Genomic DNA, 20,406 nt, shown 5'->3' on the forward strand with positions numbered 1-20,406 from the left:
CCCGCGCAGGTCTGCACCTCGTGGCTTTGTTTCACATGCGTATATACGAAACGGCCCGTGGATGCGGGCCGTTGATTGTATTTTTGTGATCGTATTTTTGAGAGGGGCGCTTGAGCGCTTAGTCTGCTGCGAGTTGGCCTTTGGCCTCGATCAAACAAGCGCTGCGTTTGGCGCGTACTGTGGCCTCGTCAGATTTGTCACCAAGATCTGCAACAACTTTGCGGATCACGTCGTCATGCCCAGCTTCTTCGAAATCAGATTTGATCACTTCAAGCACATAGGCGTCGACATCGTCTTTGCCCAAAATTCCAGCCGCCCAGATGCCCAAAAGTTTGTTGGCGCGGGCTTCGGCTTTGAATTGCATTTCTGCGTCATGGGCGAATTTGTTTTCAAATGCAGATTCGCGATCATCAAAAGTTGACATGGTGTATCCTCCAAGCTGGTTTGGCCTAAGATATGACGGTGCGAGGCACGAGCTTCAAGAGGTGATTGAATGTCAGTGTGCGAAAGTCGCACCTGTTTGTGGCAATATAGCGCGCCCGCATGGGGTTTCGGTTAATAATTGTGGCGATTTATGACCATTTGGTAACAGATTTGGCGCGCATCGCGAGGCCCGTGATCTTGCTTGAACGCGCTGCTTGCCCTAAAGAGCCACATAGAGAGGCTGGGCATATGATTCCCGGCCCCCTTATCTATTTGGAGACCCCATGGCGCGTGGTAAAAAAATCTACGAAGGCAAAGCAAAGACACTCTATGAGGGTCCTGAGCCGGGCACTTTGATCCAATACTTCAAAGATGACGCAACTGCGTTCAACGCTGAAAAGAAAGCTGTTGTTGATGGCAAAGGTGTTTTGAACAACCGCTTGTCCGAGTTCTTCATGGAAGGTCTCAACAGCATTGGCGTGCCGAACCACTTTATCAAGCGTCTCAATATGCGTGAGCAGTTGATCCGCCAGTGTGAAATCGTGCCTTTGGAAGTGATCGTGCGCAACTTTGCCGCTGGGTCTATGTCCAAACGTTTGGGCATCGAAGAGGGCACGCGTTTACCGCGCCCTATTATTGAATTTTCCTACAAAGACGATGATCTCGGCGATCCTTTGGTGCCCGAAGAATACATCATCGCTTTTGGCTGGGCGTCTCAGCAAGACATGGATGACATCGTGGCGCTGGCGTTGCGGGTCAATGATTTCATGGCGGGCGTGATGTACGGCGTTGGCATCAAGTTGATCGATTTCAAAATCGAAATTGGCCGCGTTTGGGAAGGCGATTTCATGCGCCTGATCGTTGCAGATGAAATTTCACCTGACAGCTGCCGGTTGTGGGACATCGAGTCTGGGCAAAAGCTCGACAAAGATGTGTTCCGACGTGACCTTGGCAACCTGACAGACGCCTACACCGAAGTGGCGCGTCGTTTGGGTGTTTTGCCAACAAATGGCCCTGCTGCTGCCAACTCTGTGATCAACTGATCTGCGGGGAAACTCCTTGCACATCTTTAAGACTTACAAAGACTTAGACGTCTAAAGAAAGGCTCATGACTATGAAAGCCCGCGTGAATGTAATGCTGAAAAACGGTGTTTTGGACCCCCAAGGCGCCGCCGTGCGCCACGCGCTTGGCGCGATGGGGTTTGACGGCGTCAACGACGTGCGCCAAGGCAAAGTGATCGAACTTGATCTGGCCGATGGCACATCCGAGGACACCATCAAATCCATGTGTGAAAAGCTATTGGCCAATATGGTTATTGAAAGCTACACCATCGAAATTCTCTGAGCTTTCAGACGATTGATTGTTAGAAAGCCGCTCCGTTTGGGGCGGCTTTTTTGTTGTGGTTTTGCGCAGTTCCGTGAATGGACTGAATTTTTTCAACTTGATGCAGGACCTGATGCCCAATCTACTGGGGGCATACCGCGCATAGGCGGCCAATTACACGGCCAATGGGGCTTGATCCAATGCCTTACTCAGCGTATCAGGCACGTGAAACTTAAAGCCCATCATCTGCCTAGGAGTAGCCCCTGATGAAAGCCGCCGTATTGCAATTTCCTGGCTCGAACTGTGACCGCGACATGGCTGTTGCCCTGCGCAACTCTGGGGCTGATGTCACTATGGTTTGGCACAAAGAAACGTCTTTGCCGGATGGGCTTGATGTTGTGGCCGTGCCAGGTGGGTTTTCTTACGGTGATTATCTGCGCTGCGGGGCTATTGCGGCCAATTCGCCAATCACGCAGGCGCTTAAAGCCCATGTGGAACGTGGCGGATACGCCTTTGGCATTTGTAACGGATTTCAGGTGTTGACCGAAGCGGGGCTGTTGCCCGGTGCTTTGCTGCGCAATGCTGGTTTGAAATACATCTGCAAAACCACGCCTTTGCAGGTCGCGACCTCAGACAGCGCTTACACATCGTCCTACACCAAAGGTCAGATGATCGGCGTGCCAATCGCGCACCACGATGGCAACTTTACCGCTGACGCGCACACGCTGGACATGCTTGAGGCCGAGGACCGCGTGGCGTTCCGTTACGGTGACAATCCAAATGGGTCTGCGCGCGACATTGCTGGCATCTTGTCTGCGAACCGCCGTGTTCTTGGGATGATGCCCCATCCAGAGCGCGCATTTGAAGCGGCGCATGGCAATGAGGACGGCAAGGGGTTCTTTGACTCACTGGTGTCGGCTGTTGTGCCTGCGTAAGCTAAGACTTTGATCTGGAATATTTATAATTCTATCCCTGCGCACTAAAAACTGTTCCCATTTGGGGGCGGTTTTCTTTTGTTCTGCTCATAAGCTTAATTCCGCGTAGCCATAGTGCCAGAATGTATCTGCACTTGAGCGCTGCACAGGGCAGGCGTAAACTCAGACTATGCAAGATCGTTCTTTAGCCCTTCCTCCTCAGCCTTCAACGCGACCGCGCACCCTGACTTGGGGTGGTCGCCTTGCGCTTGTGGCCTTTGTCGTGGCTGCAATTTCAGTGGTTTGGGTGACAAATTTGTTGCTCACTGAACGTCATACCATTCTCACGCGCAATCGCGCCGAAGTGCGCCAAGCGCTGTATTCTGGTAACCTTTTGTCGGAAATCCAACGCAATTCCATCGTGCCGATTTTGTTGTCGCGCGATCCTGTTTTGGTGTCGGCGCTCAACACTGATGATTATGCGCAGACCTCGCAGCATTTGATTTCTTACATCGAAGAAATCGGCGCCGCAGGGATTTTTCTGTTGGATGAAAGCGGGCGCGTGGTTGCCGCGACGGATCGTTCGTTTTTAGGATCGAACCGCCGCCAATCGCCGAGCTTTATTGATGCTTTGCGGTCCAATGAGACGCTGTTCAACACCACGCAGAATGAAAGCGGTGGATACCAATTCACTTACAGCCGCAAGATTGAGGTGAGCGGCGCTTTGGCGGGGGTGATTGTCGTTCAAGTGGATTTGGCCAAATTTGAACAAAGCTGGTCCGGCATTTCTGACGCTGTCATCGTGATGAATTCCGAGGGGCAAATCATTTTGTCCACCGAGCCACGTTGGCGATCCAAAACCGAAGCGCAGGCTTTGTCCGTCACCGATGCGCCCACAGCTATTGAGCGCGCGTTTCGGTTGACATCTGATTGGAATGCCATTCCGGGCGAAGCATATTTGGGCGGCGAAGCTGTGATGCGGTTGGAAAGCCGACTGCCGTTTCGCGGTTGGCGCATGGCCTCTTTCACCACGTATAGTTCTGTGCGCGAGCCGGTGAACGGCGTTTTGGCACTGGAAATCATGGGCTTTGCCATTCTTTTGGCGGGTGTTTTCTATCTGACCTCGCGCCGCGCTATGTCGCGTGCGGGCCTGTTTCAACAAGAGTCAGCGGGGCTTCGCCAGCTTAACGCGGCACTCCAGCGAGAAATTGCCGAACGCAAACGTGCCGAACGCAGCCTTGAAGTGGCCGAGCAAACCTTGTTGCAATCGTCTAAATTGGCGATCTTGGGCGAGATGTCTGCCGCGGTGTCACATGAGTTGAACCAGCCTCTTGCAGCGATGAAAACCTATCTGGCGGGGGCCAAGCTTTTGCTGCAACGCAAGCGCCCCGATGAAGCGCTGGCATCGTTCGGGCGGATTGACGATTTGATCGACCGTATGGGCGCGATCACCCGTCAGTTGAAATCCTATGCGCGCAAGGGCTCTGATAGCTTAGAACCCATAGATTTAAGGGATTGTGTGGCCTCGGCTCTGTCGATGATGGAACCGCAATTGCGCCAAAGATCAGTGGAAATTACGCGTACTTTGCCACCCGAACCTGTGATCGTACAAGGCGATCGTGTGCGGCTTGAACAGGTGTTGGTGAACCTGTTGCGCAATGCGTTTGATGCCTCGAAAAACGTGGCCGATCCGCAGATTGGCATCTTGGTATCAGGCGGGGCGCAGGCGTCAGTTTTGGTGCGTGACAACGGGGCAGGGATCGAAGATCTCGATACTTTATTTGAACCATTTTACACGACGAAAGCCCCCGGAGACGGTGTTGGACTGGGACTTGCCATTTCATCTGGCATCGTCAATGAACTTGGCGGTAGGCTGACAGCGCGCAATTGGAGCGCAGGTGGGGCTGAATTTGAAATGATCCTTCCTATATCACAAGAGGGCAGCCTTGCTGCACAATAAGAATAAGACGCCACGCGTCGCAGGGTCTGGAATTAATCCGACCGTAATAATTTTTGGCATTACGCCAAATGAGAAAGACTAGGAGTTGAGTGTCACTATGGCCACTGCAATGAAAATCGCGATTGTTGATGATGAACAAGATATGCGCCAATCGATCAGCCAATGGCTGGCGCTGTCCGGCTTTGACACAGAAACCTTTGCCAGTGCCGAAGAGGCGCTCAAGGCGCTTAGCCCTGATTATCCGGGGGCGATTATCTCTGACATCAAGATGCCCGGCATGGATGGGATGCAGTTCTTGCGCAAATTGATGAGCGTGGATTCAGGGCTGCCTGTCATCATGATCACAGGCCACGGCGATGTGCCTATGGCTGTTGAAGCGATGCGGGTCGGTGCGTTTGATTTTCTGGAAAAGCCGTTTAACCCTGATCGTATGACCGAGCTTGCGAAAAAGGCCACCAATGCGCGGCGTTTGACGCTTGATAACCGTGCGCTGCGTCGGGAATTGTCCGATGGCACAGGCTTGATGAAGAAACTGATCGGCGCGTCCCCCGTGATGAACCGTCTGCGTGAAGATATTTTGGACCTTGGCCAAGCCGACGGGCATGTGTTGATTGATGGCGAAACGGGTACGGGCAAAACCTTGGTGGCGCATGCGCTGCACGCGGTTGGCGCGCGCGCATCAAAAAAGTTCGTCACCTTTTCTTGTGCGGGCCGCGAAGAACATGAGTTGGCAAAACGCCTGTTCGGGCCTGACCCCGATGGGCAAATCATTCCGCTGATCGAAGAAGCGCGCGGTGGCACGCTTGTTTTGGAAGACATCGAAGCACTGCCCGCAGATTTGCAAGCGCGGTTGTTGTCGTGGATGAACGACCAAGGCACGCCGCCTGAAACGCGTATTATTGCGATTTGTAACCTGCAAGAGCAGGGCAAAACCTGTGAAAGCGCGTTGCGTCCTGATTTGTATTTCCGCTTGGCCGCGATGAAAATCACCTTGCCACCGTTGCGGGCGCGGGGCGAAGATATTTTGCTATTGTTCACACAATTGTCCCAACAGTTTTCTGAAGAATACGGTTGCGACACCCGCGAGATTGCCGCGCAGGAAGCCGCGCAATTGTTGCAAGCGCCATGGCCGGGCAACATTCGTCAGTTGATTAATGTTGCTGAGCGCGCCGTGTTGCAAAACCGTCGGGGGTCTGGATCAATTGCGTCTTTGTTGTTGTCTGAAAGCGATGATGTCGAGCAGCAAACCATGACGACTGAAGGCAAACCGCTGAAAGAATATGTGGAAGCGTTTGAGCGGATGTTGATCGACAACACCATGCGTCGTCACAAGGGCTCAATCGTGTCTGTGATGGACGAACTGTGCCTGCCGCGTCGGACTTTGAATGAAAAAATGGCCAAATACAGTCTGCAAAGGTCTGATTACCTTGGATGATGCACTGATGAGAACGTCGCTCCAGACACACCAAACGCCCAAGGGGTTTTTGTTTGATATGGACGGGCTGTTGCTTGACACCGAGCGTCTTGGTTTAAAGCTGTTTGCGCAGATTTGCGCAGAGCTTGATATCGGCCCCGAGCGGTCCGATCCGGTATTTTTGTCGCTTATTGGCGGTTCAAAAGCGGTGAATTCGGCTAAGGTTGCCGAGTTTTTGCACGGGCGTTTGGACATAGACGGTTTTGAACGCGCATGGGTTGCGGGCAAAGCCACGCTGTTGGCTGATGCCATTCCTTTGCGACCCTATGTGCGCGAAGTGATCACAGGGCTTGCCGCCCAAGGCACGCGGATGGTTGTGGTGACATCGACCGTGGGTGCGGTGGCGCGGCATGAATTGGACCAAGCGGGGCTGTTGCCGCATTTCCATCACGTCATCGCGGGGGATGAGGTCACGGCGAACAAACCCGATCCTGCGCCGTATCTGCAAGGCGCTGCGGCTTTGGGGCTTGATCCCAAAGACTGCGCTGCGTTTGAAGACAGCGACACAGGCATCACGGCGGCGATCAGGGCAGGGTGCATGGCTGTACAAATCCCGGATCTGCGCACGCCGAACACGCCTTTGCCAAACCTAGGTCAACGCGTGGCGCGAGATTTGCGACATGCGGTTGAAATGTTTGGCATGACCGTCACGTCTAAGCAGGCGTAGTCATAACGCGCAAACCGCGTTTGGATGTACGATGATTACATAAAAAAGCGGGACCAAATGGCCCCGCTTTTCGTCATTTAGTGTCGAGACTTATTTCAAGCCACGTTTAGTTCAGGCCCATGCAAGATGCGTAGTATGTCACAGTTGCAGGCCAGTCAGAGAACACGCCTTTGACGCCAGCGTCGGTTGCCAAAGCATCCAAAACTTCAAAGTAATCGCCATCGGTGTTGATTGCGTCTGTCACGGATTGGTAATACCAGCCGCCACCTGTCGCCAATGGACCAGAGCGTTCAAGCGACCATGAAATCAGGTCAAGACCTGCTTCTTTGGCGGCTTTTGCGTAGTTTGAGGCCACGATGTCGTTGCCGTCGTTCACAACCAGCATGTTGATGGACGGGGCCAAGTTGTTGACGCCAGCCGCTTTCAAAGCTGCGAAATCTTCGAGCCATGTGTTTGCATCTTGTGGGTCAAAGCCCTCTGCTGGTTCTGTTAGGAATACAGCATTAGCACCGAACTCGGGCTCGGCTTTGATCCAGTACAGCACGTCATCCAAGTTGAAAGATTGCGCGAATACGTCAGAGGCTGGGATGCCTGCGTCTTTGTATTCGTTGATCATTTTCTGCGCGTAGTCTTCTTGCGTGAAACCGTCAAATGGCATCTCAACAGAAGGTGTTTTCAACTCAGGTGTGAATTTAGTACCCAAGGATTTGAACAACGCGATGGAGTCTTTATGCGACAAAAGCGTGCCTGTTGTTGCGTAAAGATCGGTGCGGAAGTTTGCAGTGGCGTTCATGTAGTCTTCGACAGTTGTCGCAGATGAATTGCCCGCATCCATTTTGCCGTTCAACGTTTTGTACTCAGCCAATGTGATGTCTGATGTGCGACATTCCACTTGCGCTTTTTCATCACCGTTTGCTGGCGTAAAGGGCGTGGTGCATTTCGCGCCCAAATCTGTCGCGATGATGTTGGTTGTGGTGTGCAGATCGTTTTGCGCGTGGCGACATACAAGTTCTTTATCATCCGTAAAGGCCACATCACATTCCATGATGCCAGCACCCATCAAAGCGCCTGCACGGTTGGCTTGTTCTGTGTGCTCAGGGAACATCAAAGGGGCACCACGGTGCGCGATTGAGAAATCAGTGCGCACAGGTTCCATTGTGGCACAGGCTTCCAGCGCGTCTTTGAGCGGGCTGTCATCCATTGTTGAGATCAAATACGCAGGGCGTGGACCAAGCTCGATGCGCGCGTCAGTGGCGTCAGACGCAAAAGCAGGCAAAGCTGCGGCACAGGCTAGAACAGAAATTCCAAGGGGCATGCGTGTCATAGTGGTATCCTATTGGCTAAAATATCATCACGTGATGAACGGCACAGTCGCGAGGTTTAATGACGTGCGGGCGACGTTTTGGTAACGTTGCATTTAAAGCTATATGACAGACAGATCACACGTCAGTTGGGTTTTGAAACAGGCTGTCTTGTGCAATATAGTGTTAACTTTTTATGTCTGTTCAACAATAGTTTTATCAGCCCAAGGGGAAACAAGGGCCTTGCGATGAAATTGCATGTTGTATTCATCCACAGTGACCACTACTGATAAAGGATACGCCTGTGCCATGATCGACTTGGATTAGCACTGCGTTTGACAAATTCGCTGCAAGCAAGCGTTGGAGATGGCACCAAATAATAGTGTGCCGCCCGCTTACACCGCAGACCGATAGCGCCAACGGCACGACAAAACCGCGTGGCAGAGCAACACCTGATGGCCCCAACGATGGCCGCAGGATTTATGAATGGGTGCGTGAAACACTTTGTTTTAAGCGCGCCGGAGAAAAAACGCGATGCAACGCGCAGAGGCAAATTTTGAGCTGTATGAGGGCGCTAGCGCCCCCGCTCTTTTGCCCGCGTCTGGCATTGCCCCCAAAAATCACCCCCAGTTCCGTGCGCTTACCTCTTTGAGAGACGGGCCGATTGCGGGTGTTGAAAGACAACAATGGCTAAAAAGATGCTTATCGATGCCACCCACGCGGAAGAAACCCGCGTTGTGGTGGTCGACGGAAACAAGGTTGAAGAATTTGACTTTGAATCCGAAAACAAACGCCAGCTTGCTGGCAATATTTACCTCGCACGCGTAACACGCGTCGAACCATCCCTTCAGGCTGCTTTTGTAGATTACGGTGGAAACCGTCACGGATTTTTGGCGTTTTCCGAAATCCATGCTGATTATTATCAAATCCCAATCGCGGATCGCGAAGCGATTTTGGCCGAAGAACTGGCTGATGCAAAGGCGCAAGAAGAAGAAGACGAAAAGCCCAAACGCTCTTCACGTCGTCGGTCGCGTTCTCGGACACGCAGCAAAGCGGAAGACACTGTATCGGATGATGCGGTGGCGACTGCCGATATCGATACTGTTGAGGGCCAGACGAACGATGCCGAGACTGGCGATACCGAAACTGGCGCTTCAGACGTGTCCGGCATGGATGTCGTTGAGCCTGAAAGCAGCGCCGAAGATGCAATGATCGCAGATTTCGCTGATGTTGAAGAGGGCACATCGCCCGCTTTTACAGTGAACGAAACGCCTGTTGAAGAACCAGAAGACACACCAGAAACATCTGCGGATGATGAGTCTTCCGACGTCGATACATCAGACGATTCTGACGACAGCGATGAAAACGACGACAATGATGATGACATCGAAAACGTTTCTGACGACGATATCCAAGAAGATATTCGTCCACGTCGCAAAGTTCGTGCACGTCGCTACAAAATTCAAGAAGTTATCAAAGTTCGCCAAATCCTGTTGATCCAAGTGGTCAAAGAAGAACGTGGCAACAAAGGCGCTGCCTTGACAACTTACCTGTCTTTGGCTGGGCGTTACTGCGTCTTGATGCCAAACACAGCGCGCGGTGGTGGTATTTCTCGCAAAATCACCAACGCTGCCGACCGCAAAAAGCTCAAAGAAATCGCCAACGAGATGGATGTGCCACAAGGCGCAGGCCTGATCGTGCGCACGGCTGGCGCGCAACGCACCAAGACCGAAATCAAGCGCGATTACGATTACCTCAAACGCATGTGGGAACAGATCCGCGAATTGACGCTGAAATCTGTCGCGCCTGCGAAAATCTACGAAGAGGGCGATTTGATCAAACGCTCCATCCGCGATCTTTACTCGAAAGATATCGATGAAGTGATTGTCGAAGGCGATGCAGGCTACCGCACCGCCAAAGAGTTCATGCGGATGATCATGCCAACGCATGCGAAAAACGTCACAAACTACCGTGAAAACCTGCCGCTGTTCGCGCGTTTCCAAGTCGAAAGCTACCTAGGTTCGATGTTCAATCCCACGGTGCAATTGCGCTCGGGCGGCTACATCGTGATCGAAGTGACGGAAGCTTTGGTCTCTGTCGATGTGAACTCTGGTCGCTCGACCAAAGAGGGATCAATTGAAGACACAGCTTTGAAAACCAACCTTGAGGCTGCCGAAGAGGTGGCACGCCAAGCGCGTTTGCGCGATTTGGCTGGTTTGATCGTGATCGACTTTATCGACATGGAAGAACGTCGCAACAATACGGCGGTTGAAAAGCGTCTGAAAGACAAACTCAAAACCGATCGTGCCCGCATTCAAGTGGGCCGTATTTCGGGCTTTGGTCTGATGGAAATGTCACGTCAACGCCTGCGTCCCGGTATGCTTGAGGCGACAACCCAGCCATGTCACATCTGTCACGGCACTGGTCTTATCCGCTCCGATGACAACATGGCTCTGACCATTTTGCGCCAGTTGGAAGAAGAGGGCACCCGCCGTCGTTCTAAAGAAGTGTTGCTGAAAGCGCCTGTTGCCATCGTCAATTACTTGATGAACATGAAACGTGAAAAGATCGCTCAGATCGAAGCGCGTTATGGCATGGCTGTGCGGATCGAAGCCGACCCACATCTGATTTCGCCTGACTTCTCTATGGAGAAATTCAAAACCGCGACACGGGTGATCCAAGAGGTCGCGACCAATGTGATTTCTGCCTCTGCTTCGTTTATGGATGAACTCGATGAGGACGTAGTCGAGGCGGAAGAGGTTATTGAGGCTGAAGTGGAAGAGGCCGTTGTTGTGCCCGCCGCTGAAGGGGACGAAGATCAACCGAAAAAACGACGTCGTCGTCGTCGTCGTCGCCGCAAATCTGGCGATCAAGCCGAGGATCAATCTGAGGGTGAAACATCCGCAGAGGGCGCTGAAAATGGCGATACGTCGTCTGACGCGCCTACCGAGACATCCGATGCGCCATCTACAGATGCGGATGCGACATCCGATGATGACGCCAAACCAAAGCGCACTCGGACACGTCGCTCACGTGGGGGGCGCAACAAAACTGCGGCTGCTGACGTAACCGAAGGCGCTGATGGCGCAACGACTGAGGTGGCACCAGCGGACGCTGGCGCAGAAGCAGCCCCCGAGGTGGCGTCTGAAGAGACGCCCGCAGAAAAGCCGAAACGCACACGCACACGCCGCAAAAAGGTTGAGCCTGCTGCGGATGAGGCTGCGATTGCTGAAGTTGCGGGGCCTGATGCTTCTGCAACAGAGTCTTCAACAGACGAAGCTCCAGTTGCGCAAGAACCAGTTGCGGAAAAACCAAAACGCACACGCACGCGCCGTAAAAAGGCCGATGCCGATGCCGAGGCAACGCCAGTTGTGGCTGACGCTGAGACTTCAGAAGCAGCACCTGCTGAAAAACCGAAACGTGCCCCGCGCAAACGTCGGACCAAAGCAGAAATTGAAGCAGATAAAGCCGCAAAAGCTGCAGCTGCTGAGAATGTTGCTGTTGAAGCTGTAGCGCCAACGCCAACTGAGGTTCCTGCGTCTGAACCGGTTGCTCCAGAGCCTGCGCCGGTGGAAGTCCCTGTCGTAGAACCTGTTGCGCCAGTGGCAGAGCCAGTGGTCGAAATTCCGGCAACACCAGAAACGGTTGTGGAACCTGCGCCAGAAGCGCCGGTCAAACCCAAGCGCAAAGGCTGGTGGAGCATGGGCGGCTAAAACGCCAACCCCAAACACCTTATTCAAAGGGCGGTCAGTATATGCTGGCCGCCCTTTTGCTTTGGGGGCGGGACTGGCAGCGGCTTGCCCGCCAATGTTACGAGCGCCCACATGAATGTGACCAGCCGCGACCACGCGCCGCTTTTCTTCGCGCCAAACCCGTGGCATGACTTACGCATGTTTGGAATTGACCTCTTTGACGCGACCCTGCTTCCCGCCATGCTTGTGGCGCTGGCCGCTGGTATTGCATCTTTCATCAGCCCATGTGTTTTGCCGATTGTACCGCCGTATTTGGCGTATATGTCTGGTATTTCGATGGGGGAATTGACCGACGATCGCGGCACACGCAAAGCGATTGTACCCGCATTGATGTTCGTGCTTGGCCTGTCGACCGTGTTCTTATTTCTCGGGTTTACGGCATCATTTTTGGGCAGTTTTTTTCTGCAAAATCAAGTGCTTTTAAGTCGTATCTCAGGCGGTGTGATCATCATCTTGGGGCTGCACTTTCTGTCTGTTTTTCGCATTCCCATTCTAGACCGCGAAGCGCGGCTTGACGCTGGCGATCAAGGTGGATCGTCTTTTGGCGCATATGTGCTTGGTCTGGCCTTTGCCTTTGGTTGGACGCCTTGCATAGGTCCGCAACTTGGCGCGATCTTGTCGATTGCCGCCACTGAGGGCTCGGTCACGCGCGGCACGGCATTGCTGGGTATTTACGCCATTGGGCTGGGGCTGCCTTTCTTGCTGTCCGCTATTTTCATCACCCGCGCGATGTCTGTTATGAACCGTCTCAAGCGTCACATGGGGCTGATTGAAAAGGTCATGGGCGCTCTGTTGGTGTTTGTGGGCCTTATGTTGCTGACAGGCGCGTTTTCACGGCTCAGCTATTGGCTTTTAGAGACATTTCCCAGTCTGAGCGCTTTGGGGTGATACCGCTTACGCAATCGTAAAACATGCGCTAACATGCTGTAGAGACAGGATGTAGGGCAGCGAGTTTCGCGTATGAACAGTTCAAATGGTGAAACGGTCACGCGTCGACGGGTGTTTTATATTCCCGGCTATGACCCGATTCCACCGCGCAGATATCGTGAACTTTACCGCACTGAAAGCACCAAACAGGCCGATATTTCTGGTTATGACATTGCGTTGTCCGCCAAGTCAGGCCCGCGCTTTGGCTGGCACGTTGACAGTACAATCGATGGTGTTCAAACCCGCAGTGACATCGATGTTTTGGTCTGGTCCGATATCGTACAATCCAGCATGGATGTCGGTGTTTTTCAGACCTATTGGATCTTGCTGCGCACCGCTTGGATTTACATCTCAACAGGCGCTTTGAGCGGGTTGATGAAGCTGCGCCGTGGTCCTGTTTTGGCAGCGCTTTACCCCGTGGCGATCCTTTTGGTTCAGCTTTTGATTGCGATTGCTTTGGGGAGCGGGATTTACAATTTGCTTTCATTGATTACGCAAGGTTATCTGTTTAAGTCACTGTTTTTAATTATTTCTCTAGGGTGTTCTTACGGGGTTTTGAGTTGGTTCAAAATCAAAGATGGTAAATTTTTCGCCTATTATTTGATGCATGACTACGGGTTTTCGGCGCGGTGGCGTGGGGCCGATCCGCCCGCGATGATCGCGCGTCGTGCTGCGTTTCAATCCGATATTGCCGAGGCTTTGACACAAGATTGGGACGAAGTTTTGCTGGTCGGGCATTCTTCAGGCGCGCATTTGGGCGTGACGGTTTTGGCGGATTTGATCCGCGCAGGACAGGTGCCAAAAGACGGGCCGCGATTGGCATTTTTATCGTTGGGGCAGGTCGTGCCGATGGTCAGCTATTTGCCCGACGCCAAGGTTTTGCGCCGTGATTTGGCATATCTGTCAGCACGAGACGAATTGTTTTGGCTTGATGTCACAGCGCCCGGTGACCCCTGTTCGTTTGCACTGTGTGATCCTGTGAAAGTGTCCGGTGTTGCGCCTGAAGGGCAAAAGTGGCCTTTGGTTATTTCTGCCGCCTTCACCCAAACCTTGTCGTTGGACATGCAAGCCACACTCAAACGGCGGTTTTTCCGGCTGCATTTTCAATATTTATGCGCGTTTGATCGGCCTGCACAGTACGATTATTTCAAAATCACGGCAGGGCCTCAGACGCTGAAAACACGTTTTAAAGACCACGCGCCAAGCCCAAGTCGCATTGAAACAGCCGCCAACAGATATACGGAGATGGCGTCATGAAGGGTTCAAAAATGATCCCGCCAAAACCCACCGCGCGGGCCGACAAAACCAGTCTGCGCAACTATGTGAAATTGTTTCGCAAAGACATTTTATCGGCGCAGCCTGCCAAGTTGTACCGCGCTTGGATGGCCGAATTTCGTACGCCGTTTTTTCGGTCATATTTGGTCAACCAACCAGATTTGATCAAACGGGTTCTGAATGAGCGGCCCATGGATTTTCCAAAGTCATCGCGCATCGCTGAGGGGCTTAGGCCGCTGTTGGGCGATGGGTCGGTATTTTTGACCAATGGCGAAGCATGGAAACGCCAGCGGCGCATTATTGACCCTGCGTTTGAGGGCGGGCGTCTGCGCGATACATTTGACGCTATGGTGGCCTCGGGGCGTTCTGCCGTGGCACGTCTTGAGGGGCAAACTGGCCCGATCGACATGGAGCCACACACGTCACATGCCGCAGCCGACGTGATTTTTCGCACATTGTTTTCCATTCCCATCGAACATGAAATTGCCCGTGATGTGTTTGCCCAGTTTCAAGATCATCAGCGCGAACAACCGATTTTAAACATCGCGGCCTTTGTGCCATTGCCGAAATGGATGCCACGGTTTCATCGCAAGCGTACCAAACAAACCGCCAAGGTCATCCGTGCTTTGATCCGCAAGTTGACGGACGACAGGATGGTCGAAATCAATGCGGGCACAGCACCCGATGATTTGGCGACCAAGATCATGACCACTGCCGATCCCGAAACGGGGCAGACCTTTACGGCTGAGGAAATGGTCGATCAGGTGGCGATCTTTTTCTTAGCGGGGCATGAAACTTCTGCCTCAGCTTTGGCGTGGGGGCTATGGCTTTTGGCGGCTAATCCTGACGTGCAAGAAAAAGTCGCAGCCGAGGGCGCGGCGTTTGGCGATGATCCGCAGTTCTCGGACCTGTCCAAGCTGCGCTACACCAAAGATGTGTTTCGTGAAACGTTGCGGTTGTACCCGCCTGTGCCGATGATGGTGCGCGAAACCACCTGTCCTGAGCGGTTTCGTGCGCGTGATGTGCCTGTTGGCAGTCAGATTGTGCTGTCGCCTTGGCATCTACAACGCCACGAACGTTTTTGGGATAATCCCGATGCCTTTGACCCTGACAGGTTCAAAACCGACAACGGAAAACAATGCCTGCGCGATGCCTATATTCCGTTCTCATCAGGGCCGCGTGTGTGCACTGGGGCGGGCTTTGCCATGGTTGAGGGACCGATGCTTTTGGCGATGATTGCGCAGGCTTACAAGTTGCGCGTGGTTGCAAACAAGATGCCCGTGCCCGTGGCGCATTTAACGGTGCGATCACAAGATGGCATTTGGCTTGAATTGGAAAAACGCGGCACGTCATAACACATCGTGGTTTGGCTTTCTGTTCTTAGGCGGGCCGCTTTTGCAAAACAGTGTCCTTGAATAGTGCGGCGAGGCTTGAGTGTGGCGAACCTTCGTTCTACATATTCAAACAGCACGAAATTAAAAGGAGCGCCCTGATATGCGCGTGAACCAAGATCTCATCGACACAATCGGCAACACGCCATTGATCCGCCTAAAGGGCCCGTCTGAGGCGACTGGCTGTGAGATTTTGGGCAAGGCCGAGTTCATGAACCCTGGCCAATCTGTCAAAGATCGCGCAGCGCTTTACATCATCAAAGATGCGATGGCCAAAGGGCTGTTGAAAAAGGGCGGCACGATTGTCGAAGGCACGGCAGGCAACACAGGCATCGGGCTTGCGTTGGTCGGTTCCGCGTTGGGTTTTCGCACTGTGATCGTGATCCCCGAGACACAAAGCCAAGAGAAAAAAGACATGCTGCGTTTGGCTGGGGCCGAATTGGTTCAAGTACCTGCGGCACCTTATAAGAATCCAAACAACTATGTGCGGTATTCTGGTCGCTTGGCCGAACAGCTTGCACGCGAGACCAATGAGGGCGTGATCTGGGCCAACCAGTTCGACAACACCGCCAACCGCCAAGCGCATATTGAAACCACGGGACCTGAGATTTGGGACCAAACAGATGGCAAAGTCGATGGCTTTATCTGTGCTGTCGGGTCTGGCGGCACCATGGCAGGCGTTGGTATGGCATTGCAGCCCAAAGGCGTGAAAATCGGTCTGGCCGATCCCATGGGCGCGGCTTTGCACAGCTATTACACCACGGGTGAATTGAAATCCGAAGGTGGGTCGATCACCGAAGGCATCGGCCAAGGGCGTATCACCGCCAACCTCGCGGGGTTCACACCCGATATGTCGTTCCAAGTCACCGACCACGAAGCTTTGCCTGTTGTGTTTGACTTGCTCGAACATGAAGGTCTGTGTTTGGGTGGATCGTCTGGTATCAACGTTGCGGGTGCAATGAAAATGGCGCGCGAAATGGGACCAGGGCATACAATCGTAACCATTCTGTGCGACTATGGTACGCGGTATCAATCAAAGCTGTTTAACCCTGAGTTTTTGAAAGAAAAAGGCTTGCCTGTACCAACGTGGCTTGATCGCGGACCACGGGCTTTGCCAGACGTATACGAGGGCTAATGCGCCATCTAATCTGCCGCCTTATTTTGGTTTTAACCCTGTGCCTGCCAGTGGCAGTTCTGGGGCAAGACACGACGGCACCCGATTACAAAGCGTGGCAAACATTTGCGCAAGACATTGAAACGTCTTTAGAAAATGTCGCCACTGCGGATGTAGACCTTGAATCGGCGCGCAGTGATTTGGTGGAATGGCGGCAACGGTTTTTGCTTGCGCAATCCACCAATGCCGCGCGGATTGAAACGATCCGCGCGCAAGTCGCCACACTGGGCCCCGCGCCGACAGATGGTGCAGAAGAGCCCAGCGATGTGGCCGCACGGCGGGCCGAGTTGTCTAAACAATTGGACGCGGCACTTGCGCCTGTCCGCAGCGCTGATGAATCATACACCCGTGCAGATGGACTGATTGGCGAAATCGATGGCGTACTACAATCGCGCCAAGCGGATGCTTTGATGGAGCTTGGGCCAACACCGCTGAACCCTGTAATTTGGCCCAAAGCCATTGCGGATTTATCCCATACTGGGCTGACGGCATGGACCGCGATGGTTGATAATATCAACAGCGATTCCGTGCAAAAAACACTGAAATCTAACGCAGCCACGGGGCTTTTGTTGGTCATAGTTGCGTTGTTTTTGATCCTGCGGGGGCGTCATTTTTCCGATTTAGCATCGCGCAAGGTCAAAGGCTTGGTTAGCGGTATTTCGGGGCAGGGCGTCTCTGGGTTTGTTGGCTCTTTGGGACAGGTCGTTTTGCCTGTTGCAGGGCTGTTTACCCTCAGTGAAGCTGCACAAATTTCAACCGTGCTCGGGGAACGTGGCAGTGCGTTGTTCTCGGCTTTGCCTGTCATTGGCATGTGTTATTTCACCGCGCGCTGGTTGGCGTCGCGGGTGTTTTTTGCGACAGAAACCTCTGACGCGACCTTTGATTTATCCCCTGTGCAAGCACGCGAAGCTTCGGGCCATTTGGCTCTTATGGCTGTCATGTTTGGTGTTGATCTGCTGCTGCGTGATTTGGCCAAAATCGACGGTTATGATGCAGGGTCTTTCAATGTTTTGCGCTTCCCTTTGGTGGTGCTCACTGCGCTGTCGTTGTTTCGATTGGCACAAATTTTGTTTGCTCTGGATCGCGCGCAAAAAGCCAATTTTGGTCCCGTTGAAGAAACCAGTGCCAGCGCGGGCTTTGTTGCCTTGGTGGCGCGTTCCGCGGTCAAAATTTTACGCCCCGCTGCATTGCTTGCCATTCTTTTGGGGGCTGTGGGGTACATGCCCGCGGCCAGCGGCATTGTTTACCCATCGGTTTTGACCATCGGGTTGCTCTGCACGCTTTTGGTGACTTCTCGGTTCGCCTCTGATCTTCATGGTGCGCTGATCAAGCGCGATGAGGACGCAGGCGAAGGCCTTGTTCCGGTGTTGGTTTCGATTGCTTTGTTCACAGCCTCATTGCCGGCTTTCGCCTTGGTTTGGGGCGCACGTGTTGAGCAGCTTTGGGAAATTTGGGCGCGGATGAAACAGGGGATTCCCTTGGGGGATGCGCATCTGTCCATCACCAACGTTCTAACGTTTCTCATTGTTTTCGCTATAGGATTCGGTTTGACGCGGTTGATCAAAGCCGCTTTGTCTTCAACCATCTTGCCAAAGACAAAAATCGACAAAGGCGGTCAAAACGCGCTTGTATCAGGCACCGGATATGTCGGCGTATTTTTAGCCACGATCAGCGCGATTATGGCTGCAGGCATTGATCTGTCTGCGCTCGCACTGGTCGCGGGGGCCTTGTCCGTTGGTATCGGTTTTGGCCTGCAAAACATCGTACAAAACTTTGTGTCTGGTATCATCTTGCTGATTGAACGCCCCATTTCCGAAGGGGATTGGATCGAAGTTGGCGGTCAAATGGGCTTTGTTCGCAATATTTCAGTGCGCTCGACCCGTGTTGAAACCTTTGATCGCACCGACGTCATCGTTCCCAATGCGGATCTGATTTCAAACTCGGTTACCAACTACACCCGCGGCAATTCTTTAGGGCGGGTGACGTTGAAAGTCGGGGTGGCTTATGGCACAGATACGCGCCGTGTTGACGCCATTTTGCGTGAAATTATCGAAGCGCAGCCCGGCATCGCCTATGGTCTCGCACCTCAGGTTTGGTTTGTGGGATTTGGCGCAGATTCAATGGATTTTGAAGTGCGCGCCATTTTGCGAGATGTCTCTACGATTTTGCAGGTGACCAGTGATGTAAACCACGAAATCGCGCAAAAATTTGCAGAGAACGGTATAGAAATCCCATTCGCGCAACGTGATATTTGGCTTAGAAATCCAGAAGCTTTGCATGCGGGCCGCACGCAAGCCGCAACAGTCAAGGATGACATCAAAGCTGAAATAAAACCTGTCACAACCCAAAATCAAGACGCCCACGACGTACCGAGCGATGGCAGTTCCAGCGAGGCAGAAACAACATGACCCAAGCCTTGTTTCGCGATGATGCTTATTTGCAGGATGTCAAAGGCGAGGTTGTCGGCCACACGCCAGAGGGCGGCATCATTTTGGATGCAACGATTTTTTACCCCACAGGGGGCGGCCAACCCGGAGACAGTGGACGTCTTGAATGGGACGGCGGCGCGATCAATGTTGCCACGACGATCAAAGGCGACAATACCACCATTGTGCTGGTGCCGTCTGAACCCTCAGCTTTGCCGCCCTTGAAAACACAGGTTTTGCAGCGTCTGGACTGGGTGCGGCGTCATCGTCATATGCGGATACACACTGCGCTGCATCTTTTGTCTGTGGTCATTCCCTTGCCTGTCACGGGTGGGGCGATCGGTTCAGAAAAGGGCCGTCTTGATTTCGCGATGGATATGCCGCTTGACGATAAAACTGTCCTTGAAGATGCGCTTAACGCCTTGATTGAACAAGATTTACAAGTCAGCGACACATGGATCACCGACGCTGAATTGCTTGCCGATCCTTCAATCGTAAAAACCATGTCTGTGATGCCGCCAACAGGGCAGGGACATGTGCGTCTTGTACGGATTGGCGATACCTCAGATCAGGTGGATTTACAGCCCTGTGGTGGCACTCATGTGGCGCGTACCTCGGAAATTGGACGTATTCGGATTGGTAAGATCGAGAAAAAGGGCCGCATGAACCGGCGTGTCACTATTCACCTCGATTAATCTGATAGAAATACAATAAAAACAGTCCTTTAAATCTATTTTTCAAAAACCTTCATTTTGGTACGATTGAGGGCTTGCCCCCCTTGCAGCGGTTCGTTAGAAACCCGCCAACGGACAGGTGGCCGAGTGGTCGAAGGCGCACGCCTGGAAAGTGTGTAGGCGGGAGACCGTCTCCAGGGTTCGAATCCCTGTCTGTCCGCCACTATCAATTTTTTGTTATTGTTTACAGCTACTTACGGACAAGTTTGACAACTTGTTGGGGTGAGTTGTCAAATTTTGTTCCTGATATGATCATGCGGGCATCTGCGGATTTTGCGTAGTCTTGCGCTTGTGAGGTTGTATCGTGGCCAAGGATCGCCATGCGTTGGCCGTCTGTTGCCCCATGTTCGGCCATGTAGGATGCTAATAGTTTCCTGACGCCGTGGGCTGTCTTTTGAATGCCTGCTGTGCGCGCTGCTTGTGCAAACCACTGTCCGGCAGCTTTGGGGCTGCGCGATCCACCTTGGGCGGTGCTTAGGTATGTTAGATGGCGGGGCGATGCGTCGATACAGGCCTGAAGATATGTATTGCTCGGATAGTAGTGGGGTGGGTTGTCAATAAACAGCGGTACGATGCTTGTTGTGCCTGTCTTTGCGTGCTTGCATGCTAGCCAGCCTTTTTTGACGTTTTTTGGACCCATAGGCGCTGACGTCAGACACGGACG

At 53.0% G+C, this 20,406-nt stretch carries 16 protein-coding genes and 1 tRNA gene; 14 read left to right on the forward strand and 3 right to left on the reverse strand.

The window, feature by feature from the left end; genetic code table 11:
- Nucleotides 1–118 precede the first annotated feature (118 nt).
- The gene (locus tag BM025_RS03885; protein ID WP_085847830.1) at nt 119–424 is read right to left on the reverse strand and encodes a DUF1476 domain-containing protein; all 306 of its coding nucleotides are present in this window, start codon (nt 422–424) and stop codon (nt 119–121) included.
- Between the two features lie 283 nt (nt 425–707).
- Between BM025_RS03885 and purC the strand changes: the two genes are divergently transcribed.
- The 6 genes from purC to BM025_RS03915 all read left to right on the forward strand — a co-directional run bounded on the left by purC (nt 708) and on the right by BM025_RS03915 (nt 6,762).
- Nucleotides 708–1,466, forward strand: coding sequence for a phosphoribosylaminoimidazolesuccinocarboxamide synthase (purC, locus tag BM025_RS03890; RefSeq protein ID WP_085847829.1), 759 nt, complete (start codon nt 708–710; stop codon nt 1,464–1,466).
- 71 nt (nt 1,467–1,537) lie between these two features.
- A complete protein-coding gene (gene purS, locus BM025_RS03895; protein ID WP_085847990.1) occupies nt 1,538–1,768 on the forward strand; it encodes a phosphoribosylformylglycinamidine synthase subunit PurS in 231 nt (76 codons plus the stop codon).
- Between the two features lie 245 nt (nt 1,769–2,013).
- A complete protein-coding gene (gene purQ / locus BM025_RS03900) occupies nt 2,014–2,682 on the forward strand; it encodes a phosphoribosylformylglycinamidine synthase subunit PurQ (protein ID WP_085847828.1) in 669 nt (222 codons plus the stop codon).
- Nucleotides 2,683–2,851: 169 nt separating this feature from the next.
- Nucleotides 2,852–4,621, forward strand: a complete 1,770-nt coding sequence (locus tag BM025_RS03905; protein WP_085847827.1) for a sensor histidine kinase — start codon at nt 2,852–2,854, stop codon at nt 4,619–4,621.
- 97 nt (nt 4,622–4,718) lie between these two features.
- Nucleotides 4,719–6,056 (forward strand): sigma-54-dependent transcriptional regulator, encoded by a 1,338-nt coding sequence (locus tag BM025_RS03910; protein WP_085847826.1) that lies wholly within the window; start codon nt 4,719–4,721, stop codon nt 6,054–6,056.
- A 7-nt stretch (nt 6,057–6,063) separates the two neighbouring features.
- Nucleotides 6,064–6,762: an HAD family hydrolase gene (locus tag BM025_RS03915; protein WP_085847989.1), complete on the forward strand. Its 699-nt coding sequence runs from the start codon at nt 6,064–6,066 to the stop codon at nt 6,760–6,762.
- Between the two features lie 106 nt (nt 6,763–6,868).
- On the opposite strand, the gene BM025_RS03920 is transcribed toward BM025_RS03915, so the two are convergent.
- Nucleotides 6,869–8,086, reverse strand: coding sequence for a glycerophosphodiester phosphodiesterase family protein (locus tag BM025_RS03920; RefSeq protein ID WP_085847825.1), 1,218 nt, complete (start codon nt 8,084–8,086; stop codon nt 6,869–6,871).
- A gap of 663 nt (nt 8,087–8,749) precedes the next feature.
- Between BM025_RS03920 and BM025_RS03925 the strand changes: the two genes are divergently transcribed.
- The 8 genes from BM025_RS03925 to BM025_RS03960 all read left to right on the forward strand — a co-directional run bounded on the left by BM025_RS03925 (nt 8,750) and on the right by BM025_RS03960 (nt 19,905).
- The gene (locus BM025_RS03925; protein ID WP_085847824.1) at nt 8,750–11,776 is read left to right on the forward strand and encodes an Rne/Rng family ribonuclease; all 3,027 of its coding nucleotides are present in this window, start codon (nt 8,750–8,752) and stop codon (nt 11,774–11,776) included.
- 177 nt (nt 11,777–11,953) lie between these two features.
- Entirely contained in the window at nt 11,954–12,703 is a 750-nt protein-coding gene (locus tag BM025_RS03930; protein WP_085847988.1) for a cytochrome c biogenesis CcdA family protein, read from the forward strand.
- Between the two features lie 72 nt (nt 12,704–12,775).
- Nucleotides 12,776–13,999, forward strand: coding sequence for a hypothetical protein (locus tag BM025_RS03935; protein WP_085847823.1), 1,224 nt, complete (start codon nt 12,776–12,778; stop codon nt 13,997–13,999).
- An 11-nt stretch (nt 14,000–14,010) separates the two neighbouring features.
- Nucleotides 14,011–15,372, forward strand: a complete 1,362-nt coding sequence (locus BM025_RS03940; RefSeq protein WP_085847987.1) for a cytochrome P450 — start codon at nt 14,011–14,013, stop codon at nt 15,370–15,372.
- A 139-nt stretch (nt 15,373–15,511) separates the two neighbouring features.
- A complete protein-coding gene (locus BM025_RS03945) occupies nt 15,512–16,543 on the forward strand; it encodes a cysteine synthase A (RefSeq protein WP_085847822.1) in 1,032 nt (343 codons plus the stop codon).
- On the forward strand, nt 16,543–18,990 hold the full coding sequence (locus BM025_RS03950) for a DUF3772 domain-containing protein (protein ID WP_085847821.1): 2,448 nt from the start codon (nt 16,543–16,545) through the stop codon (nt 18,988–18,990). Before BM025_RS03945 ends, BM025_RS03950 begins: the two co-directional genes overlap by 1 nt.
- Complete coding sequence (locus BM025_RS03955) at nt 18,987–19,703, forward strand: alanyl-tRNA editing protein (protein WP_085847820.1); 717 nt, start codon at nt 18,987–18,989, stop codon at nt 19,701–19,703. Before BM025_RS03950 ends, BM025_RS03955 begins: the two co-directional genes overlap by 4 nt.
- A 112-nt stretch (nt 19,704–19,815) precedes the next feature.
- Nucleotides 19,816–19,905 (forward strand) — tRNA-Ser (locus BM025_RS03960).
- Between the two features lie 27 nt (nt 19,906–19,932).
- Here BM025_RS03960 and BM025_RS03965 read toward each other — a convergent pair.
- Entirely contained in the window at nt 19,933–20,382 is a 450-nt protein-coding gene (locus tag BM025_RS03965; RefSeq protein ID WP_085847819.1) for a tyrosine-type recombinase/integrase, read from the reverse strand.
- Nucleotides 20,383–20,406 lie beyond the last annotated feature (24 nt).

This window comes from Pacificibacter marinus, from assembly GCF_900109555.1.
Classification (GTDB): domain Bacteria; phylum Pseudomonadota; class Alphaproteobacteria; order Rhodobacterales; family Rhodobacteraceae; genus Celeribacter; species Celeribacter marinus_C.

Excerpts from the sequence above, each read along its gene's own strand:
- BM025_RS03885 (WP_085847830.1), bottom strand. The coding sequence starts at position 424 with ATGTCAACTTTTGATGATCGCGAATCTGCATTTGAAAACAAATTCGCC.
- purC (WP_085847829.1), top strand. The coding sequence starts at position 708 with ATGGCGCGTGGTAAAAAAATCTACGAAGGCAAAGCAAAGACACTCTAT.
- purS (WP_085847990.1), top strand. The coding sequence starts at position 1,538 with ATGAAAGCCCGCGTGAATGTAATGCTGAAAAACGGTGTTTTGGACCCC.
- purQ (WP_085847828.1), top strand. The coding sequence starts at position 2,014 with ATGAAAGCCGCCGTATTGCAATTTCCTGGCTCGAACTGTGACCGCGAC.
- BM025_RS03905 (WP_085847827.1), top strand. The coding sequence starts at position 2,852 with ATGCAAGATCGTTCTTTAGCCCTTCCTCCTCAGCCTTCAACGCGACCG.
- BM025_RS03910 (WP_085847826.1), top strand. The coding sequence starts at position 4,719 with ATGGCCACTGCAATGAAAATCGCGATTGTTGATGATGAACAAGATATG.
- BM025_RS03915 (WP_085847989.1), top strand. The coding sequence starts at position 6,064 with ATGAGAACGTCGCTCCAGACACACCAAACGCCCAAGGGGTTTTTGTTT.
- BM025_RS03920 (WP_085847825.1), bottom strand. The coding sequence starts at position 8,086 with ATGACACGCATGCCCCTTGGAATTTCTGTTCTAGCCTGTGCCGCAGCT.
- BM025_RS03925 (WP_085847824.1), top strand. The coding sequence starts at position 8,750 with ATGGCTAAAAAGATGCTTATCGATGCCACCCACGCGGAAGAAACCCGC.
- BM025_RS03930 (WP_085847988.1), top strand. The coding sequence starts at position 11,954 with ATGTTTGGAATTGACCTCTTTGACGCGACCCTGCTTCCCGCCATGCTT.
- BM025_RS03935 (WP_085847823.1), top strand. The coding sequence starts at position 12,776 with ATGAACAGTTCAAATGGTGAAACGGTCACGCGTCGACGGGTGTTTTAT.
- BM025_RS03940 (WP_085847987.1), top strand. The coding sequence starts at position 14,011 with ATGATCCCGCCAAAACCCACCGCGCGGGCCGACAAAACCAGTCTGCGC.
- BM025_RS03945 (WP_085847822.1), top strand. The coding sequence starts at position 15,512 with ATGCGCGTGAACCAAGATCTCATCGACACAATCGGCAACACGCCATTG.
- BM025_RS03950 (WP_085847821.1), top strand. The coding sequence starts at position 16,543 with ATGCGCCATCTAATCTGCCGCCTTATTTTGGTTTTAACCCTGTGCCTG.
- BM025_RS03955 (WP_085847820.1), top strand. The coding sequence starts at position 18,987 with ATGACCCAAGCCTTGTTTCGCGATGATGCTTATTTGCAGGATGTCAAA.
- BM025_RS03965 (WP_085847819.1), bottom strand. The coding sequence starts at position 20,382 with ATGGGTCCAAAAAACGTCAAAAAAGGCTGGCTAGCATGCAAGCACGCA.